Origin of the sequence: Trichocoleus sp. DQ-A3, from assembly GCF_039961975.1 — a bacterium.
GTDB lineage: Bacteria > Cyanobacteriota > Cyanobacteriia > Cyanobacteriales > FACHB-T130 > FACHB-T130.
Map to the genome: position 1 here is coordinate 23,953 of NZ_JAMPKC010000019.1, position 16,904 is coordinate 40,856.

The window sequence follows — 16,904 nt, forward strand, 5'->3', positions numbered from 1 at the left end:
ACGGATTTCAGAAAGGGGATAACATGGCACAACTTTCCGAAGTTGAAGAGATGCGAAATAGCATTTTGTGCTGCTTTGCTAGTCAGTCTCTAGAGAAGTAACCTAACTGCCGCCCAAACTACCGGAGACTATTTGTTATGGCAAAAGAACGCCCACCATTGGAAGAGATGACATTAAGGCAACTCCGTAAAGTTGCTAGCGAATGCAGCATCTCTCGATACAGCAGAATGCGTAAAGAGCAACTGCTAACAGCAATTAAAGAAGTTCAACGCACCAAGATTTCTCTCGGTTCAACTCGTATAGTGGAGGCGCAAGAAGAAGTGGAAGCAGCAAAATTTGAACTGGGTCAGGAAGATCGCACAGGTGGAACCCTGGCATCCGTAGATGAAGGTCTAGGGGATCTTCCGGGTGGCTACGGTGAAAGCCGGGTTGTCCTGATGCCTCGCGACCCCCAATGGGCATACACCTACTGGGATATCCCCAACGATCATAAAGAAGATTTACGCCGTCAGGGAGGACAACAACTCGCGCTGCGACTCTATGATGTCACCGACGTGAATCTGGAATATCAAAGCCCTCACAGCATTCAGGAATATCCTTGCGATGAGCTAGCGCGGGAATGGTATTTGCCAATGCCCGTGAGCGATCGCGACTATGCTGTAGACATCGGCTACCGTTGTGCTGATGGTCGCTGGCTCGTCTTAGCTCGTTCCGCTCCCGTCCGCGTTCCTCCCGTTTATCCCTCAGATTGGATTGAAGACCAATTCATCACCGTTTCTTGGGAAGAAGACCTGCGCGGCAAGACTTTCCTCGAACTGGTTCCCCCTGCCAAGAAAATGGCAATGGCTGGCTACGGTAGTGTAGCCACAGGTGGCAATCCTATTTACGACGAAATCTTCGGCATGGCTCAGACCGTCGAAGCTCAACGGGTAGCCGGTTCGTTGTTTGGCTCCATGCAGCAAGTACCTGGTTCGATGCAGTCAGTGTCCCTTGCCGAACAAGCTCTCAGTTCCTACGTCTTCCCCTCTGGCGTTGGGATGTGGGCAGTTCCTACCGTATCTGGTCTTACCATGTCTGGTGTAGGAATGTCCGGCGCTGGCTTCTCAGGTTCCGGCATCCCGATGCGTCCTCGCCAGTTCTGGTTGGTTGCCGATGCTGAACTCATTGTTTACGGTGCTACCGAGCCAGATGCTACAGTCACAATTGGCGGTCGTCCCATCAAGCTGAATCCAGATGGCACCTTCCGCTTCCAGATGTCCTTCCAAGATGGTCTGATTGACTACCCGATTATGGCAGTGGCGGCTGATGGCGAGCAAACTCGCTCGATTCACATGAAGTTTAACCGCGAAACGCCATCGCGCAATACCAACACCAAAGAAGACGCTGTTGAGGAATGGCTCTCTTGAAAAGATGAAGGATGAGGAATAAATTCCTCCTTCTGTCCTCAATCTTCTGTCTTTTGAAGTTTCCCCCGGCTAAGGCTGGGGGTTTATTATTTGGAAATTATGAAACCTGAAGACATTACCAAAACCCTTACAGAACTATTTGATGCCGCAGCGATTGAAGCAACTGCCCCCGGCTTGTGGCAAGTAGAAACGACTCAGATGCGTCTGTTGGTGCTGCTTTCCGATGACAGTTCTTGGCTGCGAGTTCTCTTACCGATTGCACCCGCTCAAGAAGCGCAACCGTTTGTAGAACAGCTGCTGGAAGCCAACTTTGATGACACTCAGGAGACTCGTTACGCCCTGAATCAGGGAGTGCTATGGGGTGTATTTCAGCACAATCTTGAGACTTTAAATGTAGAGGATTTTTCAGGAGCGATCGCGCGACTGATTTCTCTGCATCAGACAGGTTTATCTGACTGCTTTAATCAGCTAGTTGAAAGTCGAATTAGTCAAATTATCCTTGCTGCCAAGCAGCAAGGACAATCCCTCGAAGCCACACTCCAAACCCTCGATCGATTCTACGAAGAAGGTCTCATGGGCGATTTGGATCTGCCTCCAGAGGCTCGTGAAGAAGTGCTGGCAGCATGGCGGCGTCAGTTAGAACGCCTCTGGACTGAAATCGAACCGTAGCTTCTTGTCACCCTCTAAGTCTCATGGACATCATTCAAATCCTCAAAGACGACTACCAAAGATTTCCAGAAAACCAAACCTACAGCATCTATGCAGAAGACGTTTTTTTCAAAGATCCGCTGAACAAGTTTAATGGTCTTGAGCGTTACAAACTCATGATTGGCTTTATCAAAACCTGGTTTATGAACGTCAGGATGGATTTACATGACATTCGCAAATCCGGAGATACAATCCAACTTGAGTGGACTTTGAGCTGGAATACCCCTCTGCCGTGGAAACCTCGTATCGCCATCCCAGGCTGGAGCGAGTTAAAACTCAACACTGATGGAATGATTGCTTCCCATATCGACTACTGGAAATGTTCGCGTTTTGATGTGTTGAAACAACATTTGTTACCCTTAAAACAGGGAAAAAATAATAAGTAACGTAAACAATTCTCAGATAGGAAAAAAGCATTCATGCGCGTAATTTTGATGACCGGCAAGGGTGGCGTTGGCAAAACTTCTGTAGCCGCCGCTACTGGCTTGCGTTGTGCCGAACTCGGTTACAAAACCCTTGTTTTAAGTACCGATCCCGCTCACTCTCTCGCCGACAGTTTTGATTTGGAACTAGGGCACGATCCGCGACAGGTTCGCCCGAACTTGTGGGGTGCTGAATTAGACGCTCTGATGGAATTAGAAGGCAACTGGGGCGCAGTTAAGCGTTATATTACCCAAGTTTTGCAGGCAAGAGGCTTGGAAGGCGTACAAGCGGAAGAATTAGCAATTCTACCCGGCATGGATGAAATTTTCGGTTTGGTACGCATGAAGCGCCACTACGATGAAGGCGAGTTTGACGTTTTAATTATTGACTCAGCTCCTACTGGTACGGCTCTAAGATTGCTCAGTCTACCGGAAGTCGGCGGCTGGTATATGAGACGTTTTTACAAGCCGTTACAGGGAATATCAGTAGCGCTCAGACCTCTAGTTGAACCGATCTTCAGACCAATTGCCGGTTTTTCCTTGCCCGATAAAGAGGTAATGGACGCTCCCTTTGAATTCTACGAGCAGATTGAAGCTTTAGAAAAAGTATTGAGTGACAATACTCAGACTTCGGTGCGCCTCGTCACCAATCCCGAAAAAATGGTGATTAAAGAGTCTCTCCGCGCCCATGCTTATTTAAGTTTATACAATGTTGCTACGGATTTAGTGGTGGCAAATCGGATTATCCCCGAGCAAGTGACCGACCCTTTCTTTCAACGTTGGAAAGAAAGCCAGCAGCAATATCGGCAGGAAATTCACGAAAACTTCCATCCCTTACCAGTAAAGGAAGTTCCGCTTTACTCAGAAGAAATGTGTGGGTTAGAGGCTTTAGAACGGTTAAAGGAAACGCTCTATAAAGATGAAGATCCCACTCAGGTGTATTACAAGGAAACCACTCTGAGGGTTGTGCAAGACCAAAATAACTACAGCTTAGAACTTTACTTGCCCGGTATTGCCAAAGATAATATCCAACTAAGTAAAACCGGCGATGAATTAAACATTACGATAGGCAATCACCGCCGCAATTTGGTGTTACCGCAAGCCTTGGCAGCCCTGCAACCGGCTGGAGCAAAGATGGAGGATGATTATCTTAAAATCCGGTTTAGCACTCCGGTTCAGGTGTAGCCAGTTAATTTGGGTAGATATTAAGGCAGAATCTAGATGCGTAGGGGCGTGTTTATACCATGCCCCTACGGATGGAATTAGCAACTCACAAATCCACGCCCCTACGAATGGAATTGGCGGTTAACCAATCCATGTCTTTAAGTGCGGATTAGCGCAAACCCAGCCAGGTAAAAAAATCCTGATGGGTGAAAAACTCCAGTACCAATAAAGCAACAAACCCTACCATTGCGAATCGTCCGTTGATTTGCTCGGAGTAGAGCGTCCAGCCGAAAGCAGGCTCTGGTCGGTTGTAATTTTCTGCGGGTGTTTCTACGGGTGATTGTTCTGGGGAAGTTGTTTCAGGATTCATTGTTTTTACTTCAATCGTGATTCAATATGATTAAGACTCAAGGCTTTGGACAGATTCAATGAGCGATCGCACTACCTCAGCCCCAGCAGACGGCTCAAACCCCAAAGGAAACTTACCGCGAGCCAGCATTCTTAATCCGAGTGGCCCCAGGCTAATCATCCCCTTGATGTCTCTAAAAGAATTTCCCACGACTTGTAAACCAAACCGACGTTCATCAATCCAACCACCTTCCTTCACTAGATCAATTAATACTTTCCGGTGACGGATTGAACGACTGGCTTGATCGTCCTTGCGGTCGAGAATTTGCTGTTTAATTTTGCCGATTTGATCCATTGGTGCCACATCCATCGGACAAACCGTATTACACATAAAACAGCGGGTACAACCCCAGACGCCTTTGGTGCCTTCGTTATAATTTTCCAAACGGGATTCTATTTCGGCGTCACGAGAATCCGCTACCATTCGATAAGCCTTTGCAAGGGCGTGAGGTCCTACAAAATCCGAATTGACCTCACGGGCGTTGCATTCAGAATAGCAGGCACCACACAATATACAATTGCCTGTTTGATTAAGGCGATCGCGTTCTTCGGGTGTTTGCAAAAACTCTCGTTCCGGTATAGGATTTGCCCCCGTACTCACATAGGGTTCAACTACTTCAAGATGATCCCAAAAACTACGCATATCCACCACCAAATCTTTAATGACCGGCATATTGCCCATTGGTGCAATAGTAATTTCTGGGATGGCATCTAAAGGTTTTTGCGGGGCATCTGAAAGGGTAGCACTCGCTGCTATCTGTTGCAGCCTTTGCACTTCACTGCCAATATTTTCCTTACACGCCAAAGCGGAACGACCGTTGATTCGCATTCCACAACTGCCGCAAATTGTGTTGCGACAATTCTTGCGAAAAGCTAAACTTCCATCCTGCTCCCACTTAATAAGATTTAGGCAGTCCAGAATCGTGTTACCAGGATCGACATCCAACGTATAAGTCTGTACTACAGGAGAGGAATTTTGCTCCTGCCGGATGACCTTAAAAAGGACTTGCATGCTTCAAAGCTCTTCATTGCTCTTAACTTCTAGTTTAAAGCTGAATTTAGGATCTGTAGACAAATACAAGCTTTGTTTGGCATGACTTGACGTGGGGGTGTAGCTGATTTTTAGATGCTGAAGGCTTGAAGGATAAAACAGACAGCTCTCCTGTCTTCCCCTCCAAAAGATAGATTTTCAGAAGTAAATACTTTACACTTTATACTTTAAACTTTACAAAATCTCTAGTCTCTAGTCTCTAGTCTGTCCTTTAACCATCTGCTATCTGGTAGTAAGAACCTCAACTTTTACCCAATTACGCAATTTTGCTGCAATCTAAGAATTTGGAGGATGCTCTTGTAAATATCCTTGTGAAAGTTGAGTGATTTAACGATATATTTTTTTAGTCAGCCAAATATTGGCATTAGACACTCTTTACTATACTGTAGATTGAAGTGTATTTTGCATATAGCGATGAGTGAAACCGCAACAGCTCCATTGACAGGGAAAGCACTGCTTCAAAAAGTAAAAGAGCTTTCACACTTACCACGGCGAGAAACAGCAAAACGCTGTGGCTATTACACCGTAACAAAGAACAACCAGACTCGCGTCAACTTAACAGACTTTTATGACGCAGTTTTAGGCGCGAAAGGTGTTCCCCTCGATCCAGAAGGAACAAAAGATGGTCGGGGTCGCGAACCAACCTATCGTGTAAGCGTACACAAAAATGGTCAAATTGTTATTGGTGCAACTTACACTGAGGCAATGGGATTAAAGCCTGGTGATGAGTTTGAAATTAAGCTGGGTTACAAGCATATTCACCTAATTCAGGTGGATGGCGGCAGTAAGACTGGAGACGATACCAGTGATGAAAGCGAAAGTGAGGAGGCGACTGCATGATAAGCGGTAATGCTTTCTGATATGGCGTTGCTTCTAACAAATTTATCGGGAAATTTGAAAGAACCAACTGCCTCTCCTTTCAAGGGAGCATCCTAGGGAAAGCAAATACATCTTTTGTGGACTAGACATAAAAGCTGCGGGGGTTCATGCTTACCCCCAGCGGTAAATAAGGCAGTTTTTTCCCAAACTTGAGGTGTTACGCTTGAGCCAATGAAAGCTGTCTTTAACAATGCCTATTTTTGATCGAGCCGATTGGTGGCTGGTATCACTTCCACAAACTCCTGCTGTGTTGAAGGCGATCGCTTTCTTCATTGTCTGGCTAGTTCTTTGGTTGCCAGTTGCGATTCCTTTGGCAGCAGTGCTAAAATGGCGACCCTTTCACCCCTTGGCTGTAGAGCAAAAGCTCCCTTTATTAGCTTCGCTCTATTTAATTGCCCCTGCGATCGTCTGGGGTGCCGCTTGGGTGGAGGGGGCTTTTTTTTCAGATTATGGGTTGGGCTGGAAAGCTTCAATATTCATTTCACTAGGACAAGGCTTCGCTTTAGGGGTGCTAAGTCTGTTAGTGGTGTTTGGCATCCAAAAAGCGTTGGGCTGGATCGAGTGGCGATCTCAAGAGAATTCCCTCCCTGAAGATACACAGAACCCACCGCAAAATCTGTGGTCGGTAGTCGGATCTGTCTTACTCCCAACATTGTTATTGGGATTATTGATTAGTGGAATTGAAGAGTTAATTTTTCGGGGATTTCTGCTTACGGAACTCCAGCAAGATTATTCAACTTGGGTAGCGGCGGCAGTTTCTAGCTTAATTTTTGCGCTGCTTCATTTGGTTTGGGAACAGCAGGAAACATTGCCTCAGCTACCGGGATTATGGCTGATGGGGATGGTATTAGTGCTGGCTCGTGTCTGTGATGATGGGAATCTAGGCTTGGCATGGGGACTTCATGCAGGATGGATTTGGGCGGTCGCAAGTTTGGATACGACGAGAGTGATTCGCTACACCGGCATGGTTCCGGCTTGGGTAACTGGTTTGGGAGAAAAGCCTCTTGCGGGTGGTGCGGGGATTTTTTGTCTACTGGGAACTGGGATTTTAATCTGGCAAATTTATCTTTAAAATGAGCATCTTTAAAATCAGCGATTTGCTGCCAGAATCGTGACGGGATTCAGCGGGGAAAACCGAGTCAGCGATCCCACGGGCACAGAACGCGATAGCTGCACTTGCAACAAGTGATAATCCCATTGCTGACGCGATAACCAGCCCAAAGTCTCATTCAGGTGTTCCAGCGTGGCGAGTGCCAGTACCAAGCGCCCTGAAGCCGTTAAATGCGAATTGCAGGTATCGAGAATTTCAGTTAAATTGCCGCCGCTACCGCCAATAAAGATGCGGTTAGGTGCAGGGAGGCTGTACAAAGCTTCTGGGGCGCTGCCATGAATAGAAATCACATTTTCTACTTGGAAGCGATCGCAGTTCTGCTGAATTAACATCGTGCCAGCAGCAGTTTTCTCAATCGCATACACGCGAGAAGTGGGGAATAAACGGGCAATTTCAATCGAAACTGAGCCAGTACCTGCCCCAATATCCCAAATAATTTGTCCTGGCTGTAGCGCCAGTTCTCCCAGTACAAGAACCCGGACTTCCCGCTTCGTCATCAAGCCAGGGCGATCGCTAAAACTCAAGAAACTCCGATCCGGGACTCCCAGCATCGGCAGGGCATCCAGATTCGGTAGGAATGCGTCCCCACTCTTACTCGCTGAATCAGACGGACGTAGCAAGACAACGACATTCAAAGAAGCAAAATTTTGCTCTTGTAGAGACGCCATTAATTGTCTTCCGACACAGGGAAAAGACCGAACTCGCTCATCAGCACCGCCTAAATTTTCACAAACCCAGAACTCATAAGTGCTGGGTAAATCTAAAGCGAGTAACAGACGAGCGATTGCTTCCGGCGTATTCTGAGTATCGGTTAATACAGCAATCTTCTCAATGCCCTGTTGCAGCGCTTGGGTTAACTCATCCAGCGATCGCCCGTGGGCGCTGATGACACGCGCATCCTGCCAGGGAACCTTAATCCGGTTAAAAGCCAGCTGAACCGAACTCAGATGCGGATGAAACGTTAATTCTGCTGAGGGTAGTTGTGCCACCAACAGCCGTCCTAGTCCAAAAAAGAGGGGATCGCCACTCACCAATACGACAATGCCGCCAGAACCCGCAGACAGGCGATCGCGAATTTCCTCAACTACCTTTGTCAAGTCACCCAGAATCAAACGTTGGGCGGAGGCATCGGGAAAGTAAGAAAGATGGCGATCGCTCCCAATTAACAGCGTCGCTTGCTCTACAATCTCCCGCACACCATGACTCAGCCCATCTGCACCATCCAAGCCGATTCCAACAACGTGTACCAGTGTCATGAATAGCGGCTGAATGCACCCGATGGCGGGAAGTCGCTGCGATACCGACTCAACGCAAATCGATTTTTCGTGACCCTAAATAGGTAGCGAATCCCTAACATTCCTCTGCCTCCCAAGCCAATAGGAGTAAAGCATTCACAATCGCGGCGGTAATCGGTGAACCGCCCTTGCGCCCCTCAATCCGAATTTGGGGTACGGGCGTCTTTTCTAGTACCGCTTTAGACTCTACGACGGAGATAAATCCAACGGGTGCGCCAATCACTAAAGCCGGTTGAATGGGTACCGAGGGTAACTCTGCACACAAAGCCAGCAGAGCAGTGGGAGCATTACCAATCGCATAAATTGCCTCTGGAAATTCTTGCCAACATTTTAGTAAGCCGGTTTCCGTGCGCGTCTTGCCAGGAAGAGCAACGCTTGCTTGTTCCACAGCGGCAACCAGGGGATTGTTAAAGGTTTGCGCCACCATTCCCGCCACTCCCTGTTTGACCATGCCAACGTCTGTAACAATCGGCACGCGACGCCGCAAGGCAGCGATCGCGCTTTCAATCGCCCCCTCACTAAATCGAATTAATTGGGCAAATTCAAAATCAGCGGTGCTGTGGATGGCTCGACGTACAATTGCGTACTCGGAGGGGCTAAAGCGGTGTTCGCCAATTTCTCGATCGATGAGAGCAAAACTTTGCTGGAGGATGGGATGAATGGGTAAGCTCATAAATCAGGAGTCAGCTAATAGCGATTTGTAAGCCGCTATTAGCCGATTGTTTTTAAAAAGTTAAAACGGGCCAATCAGGTTCCCGATAATACCGGGTCATATCGTCAAATTTTCGCAATTGCGCTTGGTGTGTCCAAATTTCTGGAGAATTTTCCAACCATTGGTTGTTAATTTGAGAAAGTTTTTCACACAAGCGAGCGCGGTTCAAATCTGGTGAAATATCGCCAAAATAGCCCAGCGTCACATGGGCAGTAAAACGATATTGCTGTTCAATCCCCAACTCTATCAAACTCCGACTTTGATAGATAAACCGGCGAAACTTCAACATTCGCTCGTAAGTGCCTTCGTCCTTGGGGACTAAACAAACCGCGACTGCACGGGGCATTACCATCAACCCCAGCAACTGCCAAAGCATCGGATTGCCGCCAGTGAGAGATGGCTGGGACTGCTCGAAAATTTGAGCAATGCGATCGCGCAGTTGTTCTTCAAACTCCGGATTCTCACTCGTGGTGTGCCGATAAGCACTGTCCCAAATCAAATCTGCTAAGGTCACATGAAAACTCTCAGCAGGGACTGGCACAATAAAACCAGGATCTAGCTGCTGTAGGAGTTGCTCTTGGCACGCTTTCAAGCTTTCGTAAAACGTCGCATTCTCGGATTCTTCTCCCGCAGGTGGCGTGATCGCCGAATAGCCAGGGAAAGGCACGGCTTGTCTTGTCCCTGACGGGGAGGGCTTAAACTTCGGAGACTCCTGTATATGCTGTACTTGGGACTCGTAGGTTGCAGGTAGTGTTAGCCGTGCTACCCGATTTAAATAAGTGTGATAAGTCTCGTCCAATCTTAATAGCCTCGTACTTTTCAGAGATGCTTTAATGCCAATTTACCTCTACTGGGGTGAGGATGATTTTGCCCTGGAAAAAGCTGTTGACTCCCTGCGCGATCGCATTCTCGACCCCCAATGGGCTAACTTTAACTATGACAAAATTTCTCAAGCGCTACCCGATGCGGTCATCACTGCTTTAAACCAAGCAATGACACCACCCTTTGGCAGCGCCTACCGTTTGGTATGGTTGGTTGATACTACTATATGCCTGCACTGTTCGGAAGATCTGCTGGCTGAACTGGAGCGTACGATACCGGCGATTCCTGAGTCTTCAGTATTTTTGCTAACGACTCGCTCTAAACCCGATGGGCGTCTCCGGTCTACAAAGCTGCTGCAAAACCATGCTGATATTCGAGAATTTTCGCTCATCCCGCCCTGGAAAACTGAAGAACTGCTAAAAAAGGTGCGTCAGGTTGCCCAGCAAGTCGGTGTAAAACTAACCCCCGCAGCTGCCGAACTGTTAGCCCAATCTGTGGGAAATGATACCAGACAACTTTGGAACGAACTGGAAAAGTTGCAGGTTTACGCCGGTATCCCGAAGCCTCTTCCCACCGCTTCTGACCAAGCAGACGTATCCCAAGACGCGATCGCCCTCGAAGTCGTTGCTACCCTAGTAACCTCTAACACCCAAAACAGCTTGCAGCTCGCATCGGCGATCGCCAAGGGGAATACCGCCCACGCCTGTTCGCTGGTTGCCGACTTAATCGGTCATAACGAACCCCCTTTGCGGATTGTCGCCACCCTAATCGGTCAATTTCGTACCTGGTTGTGGGTGAAACTGATGGTAGAGAGCGGTGAGCGAGATGAACGGGCGATCGCCACTGCGGCAGAAATCGGCAACCCCAAACGAATTTACTTTCTGCGCCAAGAAGTCAAAGACTTCTCTGTGCGTCAACTCACCTTAACCTTACCCTTACTCCTGGAATTGGAAGTCGCCCTCAAGCGAGGAGCTGACTCCATTTCAACGTTACAAATGAAAGTTATCGAACTGTGTCAATTGTATCAATGAAGGCATAAACACGTAGGAAGACTTCTTTCCTCCCTACCTCTACACCTAGAGGTAGGGAGGAAAGCGCTACCTATACCACCCAATCGTTACAGCTTTGGTAACACCCCGCTTTTTATGCGAAAGTGTGGTAAAATCCTCACACTCATAATATCCGTAGTTAGTTGTAGATTACTACTCGATCCTTACTCCGTAGGGAGAAGGCTTCTGTTTTCTGAGGTACCAACACGAGATGTAAATCTACGAATGCCCATCTCTAGCTGGAACTTCTCACCCTTAAAACAGTTCAGAAAAAGTAATCCGTGTGTGTTTTGATTTTCTATTTTTTGGTCGCACTAGATCATGATGACTTTATACAGTTCACGTCGCTCTCTGAATCGAGTCTTATCTCAATGCCTGAGTGTTGGTACTCTCGCTGCTCTAAGTCTGTTGTTAGGTTTTGCACCCGGTCTATCCGAGCGCTCTCATAGCCTTGACTTTAGTTCTCAGGCATACGCTCAATCACCCTTCAGCTCTAAGGACTTAAGCAACTTCGCCAGGGCTGTTTTGGCGATGGAACCGGGTCGCCAAGCTGCCTATAACGAGATCAAAAGAATCGTGGGCAGCCCTCCAAATATTGCTTGCAGCCAGCCGAATAGCCTGCGATCGCTTCCAGGAAATGCACAGGCCATTGCCATCAATTACTGCAAACAGTCTCAAAAGATTGTTGAGAGCAACGGTTTGTCCATTGGATTATTTAATCAAATTACGGTGGAGGCGCAAAAAAATTCGGAGGTAGCAGCACAGATAAAAAATGAAATGATCCGTCTGCAAGCTCAGTGAAAAATAAACTTTTGCTGACCCTGCTTGACTCGGATTTTGATGTCATCTGTGCTGATGTTAGTAGCATCACCATAACTTGCTGACTAAAGATTCCAGTGATGCTAACGATAACGCAACGCTTTCCCGCCAATTTGGATGCATCGGTCAACTTTACTCTTTTTCTGACTGCCGAGGAGCGCACGCGCAGCCGCTATCGCTTTGAAACTGCTGAGGGACAAGCTTTGTATCTGCGCTTACCTAGAGGAACCGTGTTGCGCGATCGCGATCTCCTTCAATCTGAAATCGGTGATATCGTCGTGAGAATCGTGGCTAAACCGGAACCCGTTCTCACTGCGACTGCCCAGAAACCCCTCGATTTGCTGCGGGCGGCTTATCATCTAGGCAATCGCCATGTACCGATAGAAATCGCTGCCACTCATTTGCGGTTGTCTCCCGACCCAGTTTTAAAGTCAATGCTGGAACATCTGGGGATGGAGGTACGAGAGGAAATCTCGCCTTTTTATCCAGAAATGGGTGCCTATGGACACCATCATCACGCTTAGTTAATTGGGTAATCGGTAATGGGGGAGTTTTAAGTTTTGAGTTTTGATTTGTAGAAACGCGATAATCGCGTCTGAGTTTTAACGAGAACCGATACAAAACTCTAGGCTTCATCCTAAAACTCTTCCCCACTCCCTACGTACCAACAATGACCAACGAGCAATTACCGATTCCCCATTCTCCAGTTAACCTGCTGTGTCTTATGCAACTGGTGAGTCCCGCGTTGCCGGTAGGTGCTTATAGCTATTCCGAAGGGCTGGAAACCCTCGTCGATGCTGGTGTAATTGAGAACCTGCAACATCTGGGACACTGGCTCAAGCAGGAACTGGGTTATGGGGCAATTCGGTTGGAAGCGGCGGTGATGCTTCGGGGATATCGGGGGGCAATTGCTGGGGATTTGGAGGCTTTAAGTTATTGGAATGTCTGGTTATCTGCTGCTAAGGAAACACAGGAGTTGCAAGCACAAAGTTGGCAGATGGGGCGATCGCTAATCCGATTGCTTTTGGAATTACAGCCCCAGGTTCGGTCAATGGTGGATGCAATTGGGAGTCCTTGTAATTATGCGATCGCTTTCGGCATTGCCGCCGCCCATTGGCAAATCGACGCTGCATCTACCCTCTTGGGCTACTTACACAGCTGGGCAACCAATTTGATCGCAGCCGGGGTCAAATTGATTCCCCTCGGACAAACGGCTGGGCAACAGCTACTCCTAGAACTACAACCCATCTTGATTCAGGCTGCCAAGGAAATTTTAGGGTTAGAAGATGACGCCCTGAGTAGTTGCGGCTGGGGATTAGCATTGGCGAGTATAGCTCACGAAACGCAGTACACGCGCTTATTTCGGAGTTAAACAAAGACAAACCGCTTGTGAAAGCTGTCAATAGCGAATGATTAATTGCCTTGCTACGATGAGCAATTAGCCATTCGCTTTCAGAAAATTTTATGAATGCTTTTCGGGTTGGAGTAGCTGGCCCAGTGGGTTCGGGAAAAACTGCCTTGGTTGAAGCCTTATGTAAGGCGATGCGGCAAAAATATCAAATTGCTGTAGTCACGAATGATATTTATACCCAGGAAGATGCCCAGTTTCTCGTGCGGAGTCACGCCTTGGAAAGCGATCGCATCCTTGGCGTCGAAACTGGCGGCTGTCCCCATACCGCCATCCGCGAAGACGCTTCCATGAACATCGCCGCCATTGAACAGATGGAACAGCGATTTCCCGATTTAGACTTAGTGTTTTTAGAAAGTGGCGGCGATAACTTAGCGGCTACCTTCAGCCCAGAACTGGTAGACTTGACAATTTACGTCATTGATGTCGCAGCCGGTGACAAAATTCCGCGCAAAGGTGGTCCCGGAATTACTAAATCCGATCTTTTAGCAATCAACAAAATTGATCTTGCTCCTCAAGTGGGAGCAGATTTAGGGGTCATGGAACGCGATGCGCGGAGGATGCGGGGAGAAAAACCCTTTATCTTTACGAATTTGAAGACTCAGCAAGGATTAACGGCTGTGGTGGACTTTATCCGCCTAAATCTGGGCGAAATTTCAGAAACCGCAAGCTGACCTTTCCGAAAGCTGTTCCAAAAATTCGATTCTTTGTATCATTGATAACAATTTCTTGCCAGAACATCGCTCTAATATCACTGCTTAACTGTATATGTTCTCTATCATTGGGCTGATTCAGCCAGGAGTACGGTAACGGTATGGCAAGGCGATTAGGGCGACGTAAATTTCTTCTATACGGTTCTGCTACTCTGGGAACCAGTATTCTTCTCAAAGCTTGTAGCAGCACTCCCACTTCCACCTCTGAGACTGCCAGCCCAACGGCTGCGTCTCCCTCTCCCAGCGCGACATCCGTTGCGGCTGCCGGTGCAGGAAACACCATCAAAGTTGGGATTCTGCACTCTCGCAGCGGCACGATGGCGATTAGCGAAAACAGCGTTGTAGATGCCGAACTGTTGGCAATTGAGGAGATTAATAAAGCCGGTGGCGTCCTCGGCAAGCAAATTCAAGCAATTGAAGAAGATGGTCAATCCGACTGGCCTACTTTTGCAGAGAAGGCCAGAAAGCTAATCGATCAGGATAAAGTTGTCACCGTTTTCGGCTGTTGGACTTCCGCCAGCCGCAAAGCAGTGCTGCCAGTATTTGAAGAAAAAGGTCATATGCTCTGGTATCCCGTGCAATACGAGGGTCAAGAGTGTTCCAAAAATATTTTCTATACGGGTGCTGCCCCCAACCAACAAATCGAGCCAGCAGTCGATTGGCTCTTGCAGAATAAGGGTAAAAAATTCTTCCTAGTTGGCTCAGATTACGTTTTTCCGCGTACCGCGAATACGATTATTAAAGAGCAGTTAAAGGCAAAAGGCGGCGAAACCGTCGGGGAAGATTATTTACCCCTAGGCAATACAGAAGTTACGCCCATCATCACTAAAATTAAAGCAGCTCTGCCTGATGGCGGCGTCATTTTTAATACCCTAAATGGGGATAGTAATGTGGCTTTCTTCAAGCAGATGCAAGGTGCAGGGTTGGGACCAGATAAATATCCCGTAATGTCTGTCAGTATTGCCGAAGAAGAAGTCAAAGCAATTGGCACAGAATATCTCAAAGGCCAATATGCCGCATGGAATTACTTCCAAACGGTAGATACCCCGGCGAATAAAAAATTTGTCGAAGCTTTTAAGGCAAAATACGGCCCAGATCGGGTAACAAATGACCCGATGGAAGCAGCTTACATTGCTGTTTATCTGTGGAAACAAGCTGTCGAGAAAGCAAAAACCGCTGACGATTTAGAGGCAGTGCGAAAGGCTGCGGTTGGTCAGAAGTTTGAGGCTCCAGAAGGCACTGTAACGATGGAAAGTAACCATCACATTTCTAAGTTTGTACGGCTAGGTGAAGTCGCAGATGATGGTCTCTTTAAGATTGTTTATGAGACGAAATCAGCAGTGAAGCCAGTTCCTTGGAACCAATTCGTTGCTGCAACTAAGGGTTTGGGATGCGACTGGTCAGATTCCAAAAAAGGTGGTCAGTACAAAATTTAAGCGGTTAAAAATTAGTCCTTAGTTATTAGTCGTCAATCTTGAGAAGATTGGTTGGGTTTCGTTACCTGATGGTGTTGGCTAATTAAGAACCTAACCCCCCATCCCCCTTCCCTATGAGGGAAGGGGGAGTCTGGAAGCCTCTACCCTTGTAGGGAAGAGTTTGGGGTGGGGAGAGGTCAAAAATTAATGCCAACAGCATCCGTTACCTCAACCCAACCTAGGGGATTTGAAAGCTAATAACTAATGACTCACGATCCATGATTAATGACCCATGATTAATGGCTGAGGAAGCGGTGTGATAGCAGGATTGCTGGATGGGATTTTTAATGGAATTAGCATCGGCGCGGTTTTGTTAATTTCAGCGCTGGGACTAGCCATTGTCTTTGGACTCATGGGCGTCATTAACTTAGCTCACGGTGAGTTGATGATGCTAGGAGCCTACACAACGTTTGTTGTACAAAATGGCTTCAAAATATTGGGTAAGCCTTGGTCTGAAACCTATATTGTTTTTGCGCTAATTTTGGCTTTCCTGGTGACAGCAGGTGTGGGATTAGTTCTGGAACGGGGAGTGATTCGTTATCTTTACGGACGCCCGCTAGAAACACTGCTCGCAACTTGGGGCGTTAGTCTGATTTTGCAGCAATTCGCTCGCAGTGTTAGCTGGGTGTTAGTCATTGGCATTGGGATATTTTGCCTTTTGTTTTTTGGCGCTTTTTGGATTCTGTCCCGCCGCCCAGATTTTGAGCGTATTCGTAACTGGGTAATTGCAATAATGTTGCCGATATCTCTAGGCGTTGCGAGTGCCACAAGTGCAGTTTTGGGACAAACTTATAAACTGGCTGTCACCAAGCCTTGGTTTGGCGCTCAAAATGTAGACGTGACGGCACCCAACTGGTTACGAGGAGGATTGCGGTTGGGTACGTTGCAGATGCCTTATACGCGGCTATTTATTATTGCGCTAACCATTGTTTGTGTAGCCGGAATTTATGTATTTTTGCAACGGTCTCCGTGGGGATTAAGAATTCGCTCAGTCATGCAGAATCGCAGTATGAGTGCCTGTTTAGGAATTCCGACTGCTAAAGTTGATGCCATTACATTTGCTTTGGGTTCTGGATTGGCTGGAATTGCCGGTTGTGCGATTAGTTTGCTGGGTTCAGTGGGACCCAATACAGGCCAGAACTACATCGTCGATACATTTATGGTGGTTGTTGTCGGTGGCGTCGGTAAGCTGGTGGGCAGTATTGTGGCAGCGATGGGAATTGGCACGATTAACTACTTAATCAGTTCTAAAGTCTTAGTGCCGATGGTGGCACCGATAAAGCCTTTAGTGGATTTCTTTGAGTTTTTCGGCACAACCAGTATGGCGAAGGTGATGGTATTCGCCTTAATTATTGCGTTCCTTCAAGTGCGTCCAGGAGGGATTTTTCCACAGAAGGGACGTAGCGTTGATGCTTAAACAAAGACAATCGAGTAGAGGCTCAAGGCGATGATTTTGGATGCG

18 protein-coding genes are annotated in these 16,904 nt (G+C 47.5%); 13 read left to right on the top strand and 5 right to left on the bottom strand.

What is annotated here, in order from left to right:
* The first annotated feature begins 137 nt into the window (after positions 1 to 137).
* The 4 genes from NDI44_RS21680 to NDI44_RS21695 all read left to right on the top strand — a co-directional run bounded on the left by NDI44_RS21680 (position 138) and on the right by NDI44_RS21695 (position 3,721).
* Positions 138 to 1,406, top strand: a complete 1,269-nt coding sequence (locus NDI44_RS21680; RefSeq protein WP_190410198.1) for a DUF4912 domain-containing protein — start codon at positions 138 to 140, stop codon at positions 1,404 to 1,406.
* A gap of 99 nt (positions 1,407 to 1,505) precedes the next feature.
* On the top strand, positions 1,506 to 2,075 hold the full coding sequence (locus tag NDI44_RS21685) for a hypothetical protein (protein WP_190410199.1): 570 nt from the start codon (positions 1,506 to 1,508) through the stop codon (positions 2,073 to 2,075).
* A 23-nt stretch (positions 2,076 to 2,098) separates the two neighbouring features.
* Entirely contained in the window at positions 2,099 to 2,500 is a 402-nt protein-coding gene (locus NDI44_RS21690; protein WP_190410200.1) for a DUF2358 domain-containing protein, read from the top strand.
* A gap of 33 nt (positions 2,501 to 2,533) precedes the next feature.
* Positions 2,534 to 3,721 carry a TRC40/GET3/ArsA family transport-energizing ATPase gene (locus NDI44_RS21695; protein WP_190410201.1) on the top strand — a complete coding sequence of 396 codons (1,188 nt, stop codon included), beginning with the start codon at positions 2,534 to 2,536 and terminating at the stop codon, positions 3,719 to 3,721.
* Between the two features lie 148 nt (positions 3,722 to 3,869).
* Here the strand turns inward: NDI44_RS21695 and NDI44_RS21700 are convergent, their stop codons facing one another.
* Both NDI44_RS21700 and NDI44_RS21705 read right to left on the bottom strand, forming a co-directional pair.
* Complete coding sequence (locus NDI44_RS21700) at positions 3,870 to 4,070, bottom strand: chlorophyll a/b-binding protein (RefSeq protein ID WP_190410202.1); 201 nt, start codon at positions 4,068 to 4,070, stop codon at positions 3,870 to 3,872.
* Positions 4,071 to 4,100: 30 nt separating this feature from the next.
* Positions 4,101 to 5,120 (bottom strand): succinate dehydrogenase/fumarate reductase iron-sulfur subunit, encoded by a 1,020-nt coding sequence (locus NDI44_RS21705; RefSeq protein WP_190410203.1) that lies wholly within the window; start codon positions 5,118 to 5,120, stop codon positions 4,101 to 4,103.
* A 453-nt stretch (positions 5,121 to 5,573) separates the two neighbouring features.
* On the opposite strand from NDI44_RS21705, the gene NDI44_RS21710 reads away from it, so the two are divergent.
* Positions 5,574 to 5,999 (top strand): AbrB family transcriptional regulator, encoded by a 426-nt coding sequence (locus NDI44_RS21710; RefSeq protein ID WP_190410204.1) that lies wholly within the window; start codon positions 5,574 to 5,576, stop codon positions 5,997 to 5,999.
* A 229-nt stretch (positions 6,000 to 6,228) separates the two neighbouring features.
* Complete coding sequence (locus NDI44_RS21715; RefSeq protein ID WP_190410205.1) at positions 6,229 to 7,110, top strand: type II CAAX endopeptidase family protein; 882 nt, start codon at positions 6,229 to 6,231, stop codon at positions 7,108 to 7,110.
* A gap of 17 nt (positions 7,111 to 7,127) precedes the next feature.
* On the opposite strand, the gene cbiE is transcribed toward NDI44_RS21715, so the two are convergent.
* From cbiE to NDI44_RS21730, 3 genes are all read right to left on the bottom strand, one after another.
* Complete coding sequence (cbiE, locus tag NDI44_RS21720) at positions 7,128 to 8,405, bottom strand: precorrin-6y C5,15-methyltransferase (decarboxylating) subunit CbiE (protein WP_190410206.1); 1,278 nt, start codon at positions 8,403 to 8,405, stop codon at positions 7,128 to 7,130.
* Positions 8,406 to 8,499: 94 nt separating this feature from the next.
* Entirely contained in the window at positions 8,500 to 9,117 is a 618-nt protein-coding gene (locus tag NDI44_RS21725; protein ID WP_190410207.1) for a cobalt-precorrin-8X methylmutase, read from the bottom strand.
* 52 nt (positions 9,118 to 9,169) lie between these two features.
* On the bottom strand, positions 9,170 to 9,955 hold the full coding sequence (locus NDI44_RS21730; RefSeq protein WP_190410208.1) for a DUF1868 domain-containing protein: 786 nt from the start codon (positions 9,953 to 9,955) through the stop codon (positions 9,170 to 9,172).
* A gap of 34 nt (positions 9,956 to 9,989) precedes the next feature.
* Between NDI44_RS21730 and holA the strand changes: the two genes are divergently transcribed.
* From holA to urtB, 7 genes are all read left to right on the top strand, one after another.
* On the top strand, positions 9,990 to 11,009 hold the full coding sequence (gene holA / locus NDI44_RS21735; RefSeq protein WP_190410209.1) for a DNA polymerase III subunit delta: 1,020 nt from the start codon (positions 9,990 to 9,992) through the stop codon (positions 11,007 to 11,009).
* Between the two features lie 339 nt (positions 11,010 to 11,348).
* Positions 11,349 to 11,828 carry a DUF4168 domain-containing protein gene (locus tag NDI44_RS21740; RefSeq protein ID WP_190410210.1) on the top strand — a complete coding sequence of 160 codons (480 nt, stop codon included), beginning with the start codon at positions 11,349 to 11,351 and terminating at the stop codon, positions 11,826 to 11,828.
* A 98-nt stretch (positions 11,829 to 11,926) separates the two neighbouring features.
* On the top strand, positions 11,927 to 12,370 hold the full coding sequence (ureE, locus tag NDI44_RS21745; RefSeq protein ID WP_190410211.1) for an urease accessory protein UreE: 444 nt from the start codon (positions 11,927 to 11,929) through the stop codon (positions 12,368 to 12,370).
* Positions 12,371 to 12,516: 146 nt separating this feature from the next.
* A complete protein-coding gene (locus NDI44_RS21750; protein ID WP_190410212.1) occupies positions 12,517 to 13,218 on the top strand; it encodes an urease accessory protein UreF in 702 nt (233 codons plus the stop codon).
* A 92-nt stretch (positions 13,219 to 13,310) separates the two neighbouring features.
* Complete coding sequence (gene ureG / locus NDI44_RS21755; protein ID WP_190410213.1) at positions 13,311 to 13,928, top strand: urease accessory protein UreG; 618 nt, start codon at positions 13,311 to 13,313, stop codon at positions 13,926 to 13,928.
* 140 nt (positions 13,929 to 14,068) lie between these two features.
* Positions 14,069 to 15,403 (top strand): urea ABC transporter substrate-binding protein, encoded by a 1,335-nt coding sequence (gene urtA / locus NDI44_RS21760; RefSeq protein ID WP_190410214.1) that lies wholly within the window; start codon positions 14,069 to 14,071, stop codon positions 15,401 to 15,403.
* 295 nt (positions 15,404 to 15,698) lie between these two features.
* Positions 15,699 to 16,859: an urea ABC transporter permease subunit UrtB gene (gene urtB / locus NDI44_RS21765; protein ID WP_190410215.1), complete on the top strand. Its 1,161-nt coding sequence runs from the start codon at positions 15,699 to 15,701 to the stop codon at positions 16,857 to 16,859.
* Positions 16,860 to 16,904 lie beyond the last annotated feature (45 nt).

What these genes read in the sequence shown, in the direction of transcription:
- ureE (WP_190410211.1), top strand. Translation starts at nt 11,927, where the DNA reads ATGCTAACGATAACGCAACGCTTTCCCGCCAATTTGGATGCATCGGTC.
- NDI44_RS21685 (WP_190410199.1), top strand. Translation starts at nt 1,506, where the DNA reads ATGAAACCTGAAGACATTACCAAAACCCTTACAGAACTATTTGATGCC.
- NDI44_RS21710 (WP_190410204.1), top strand. Translation starts at nt 5,574, where the DNA reads ATGAGTGAAACCGCAACAGCTCCATTGACAGGGAAAGCACTGCTTCAA.
- NDI44_RS21715 (WP_190410205.1), top strand. Translation starts at nt 6,229, where the DNA reads ATGCCTATTTTTGATCGAGCCGATTGGTGGCTGGTATCACTTCCACAA.
- NDI44_RS21740 (WP_190410210.1), top strand. Translation starts at nt 11,349, where the DNA reads ATGATGACTTTATACAGTTCACGTCGCTCTCTGAATCGAGTCTTATCT.
- NDI44_RS21700 (WP_190410202.1), bottom strand. Translation starts at nt 4,070, where the DNA reads ATGAATCCTGAAACAACTTCCCCAGAACAATCACCCGTAGAAACACCC.
- NDI44_RS21750 (WP_190410212.1), top strand. Translation starts at nt 12,517, where the DNA reads ATGACCAACGAGCAATTACCGATTCCCCATTCTCCAGTTAACCTGCTG.
- NDI44_RS21705 (WP_190410203.1), bottom strand. Translation starts at nt 5,120, where the DNA reads ATGCAAGTCCTTTTTAAGGTCATCCGGCAGGAGCAAAATTCCTCTCCT.
- holA (WP_190410209.1), top strand. Translation starts at nt 9,990, where the DNA reads ATGCCAATTTACCTCTACTGGGGTGAGGATGATTTTGCCCTGGAAAAA.
- NDI44_RS21680 (WP_190410198.1), top strand. Translation starts at nt 138, where the DNA reads ATGGCAAAAGAACGCCCACCATTGGAAGAGATGACATTAAGGCAACTC.
- NDI44_RS21690 (WP_190410200.1), top strand. Translation starts at nt 2,099, where the DNA reads ATGGACATCATTCAAATCCTCAAAGACGACTACCAAAGATTTCCAGAA.
- NDI44_RS21725 (WP_190410207.1), bottom strand. Translation starts at nt 9,117, where the DNA reads ATGAGCTTACCCATTCATCCCATCCTCCAGCAAAGTTTTGCTCTCATC.
- NDI44_RS21695 (WP_190410201.1), top strand. Translation starts at nt 2,534, where the DNA reads ATGCGCGTAATTTTGATGACCGGCAAGGGTGGCGTTGGCAAAACTTCT.
- cbiE (WP_190410206.1), bottom strand. Translation starts at nt 8,405, where the DNA reads ATGACACTGGTACACGTTGTTGGAATCGGCTTGGATGGTGCAGATGGG.
- ureG (WP_190410213.1), top strand. Translation starts at nt 13,311, where the DNA reads ATGAATGCTTTTCGGGTTGGAGTAGCTGGCCCAGTGGGTTCGGGAAAA.
- urtA (WP_190410214.1), top strand. Translation starts at nt 14,069, where the DNA reads ATGGCAAGGCGATTAGGGCGACGTAAATTTCTTCTATACGGTTCTGCT.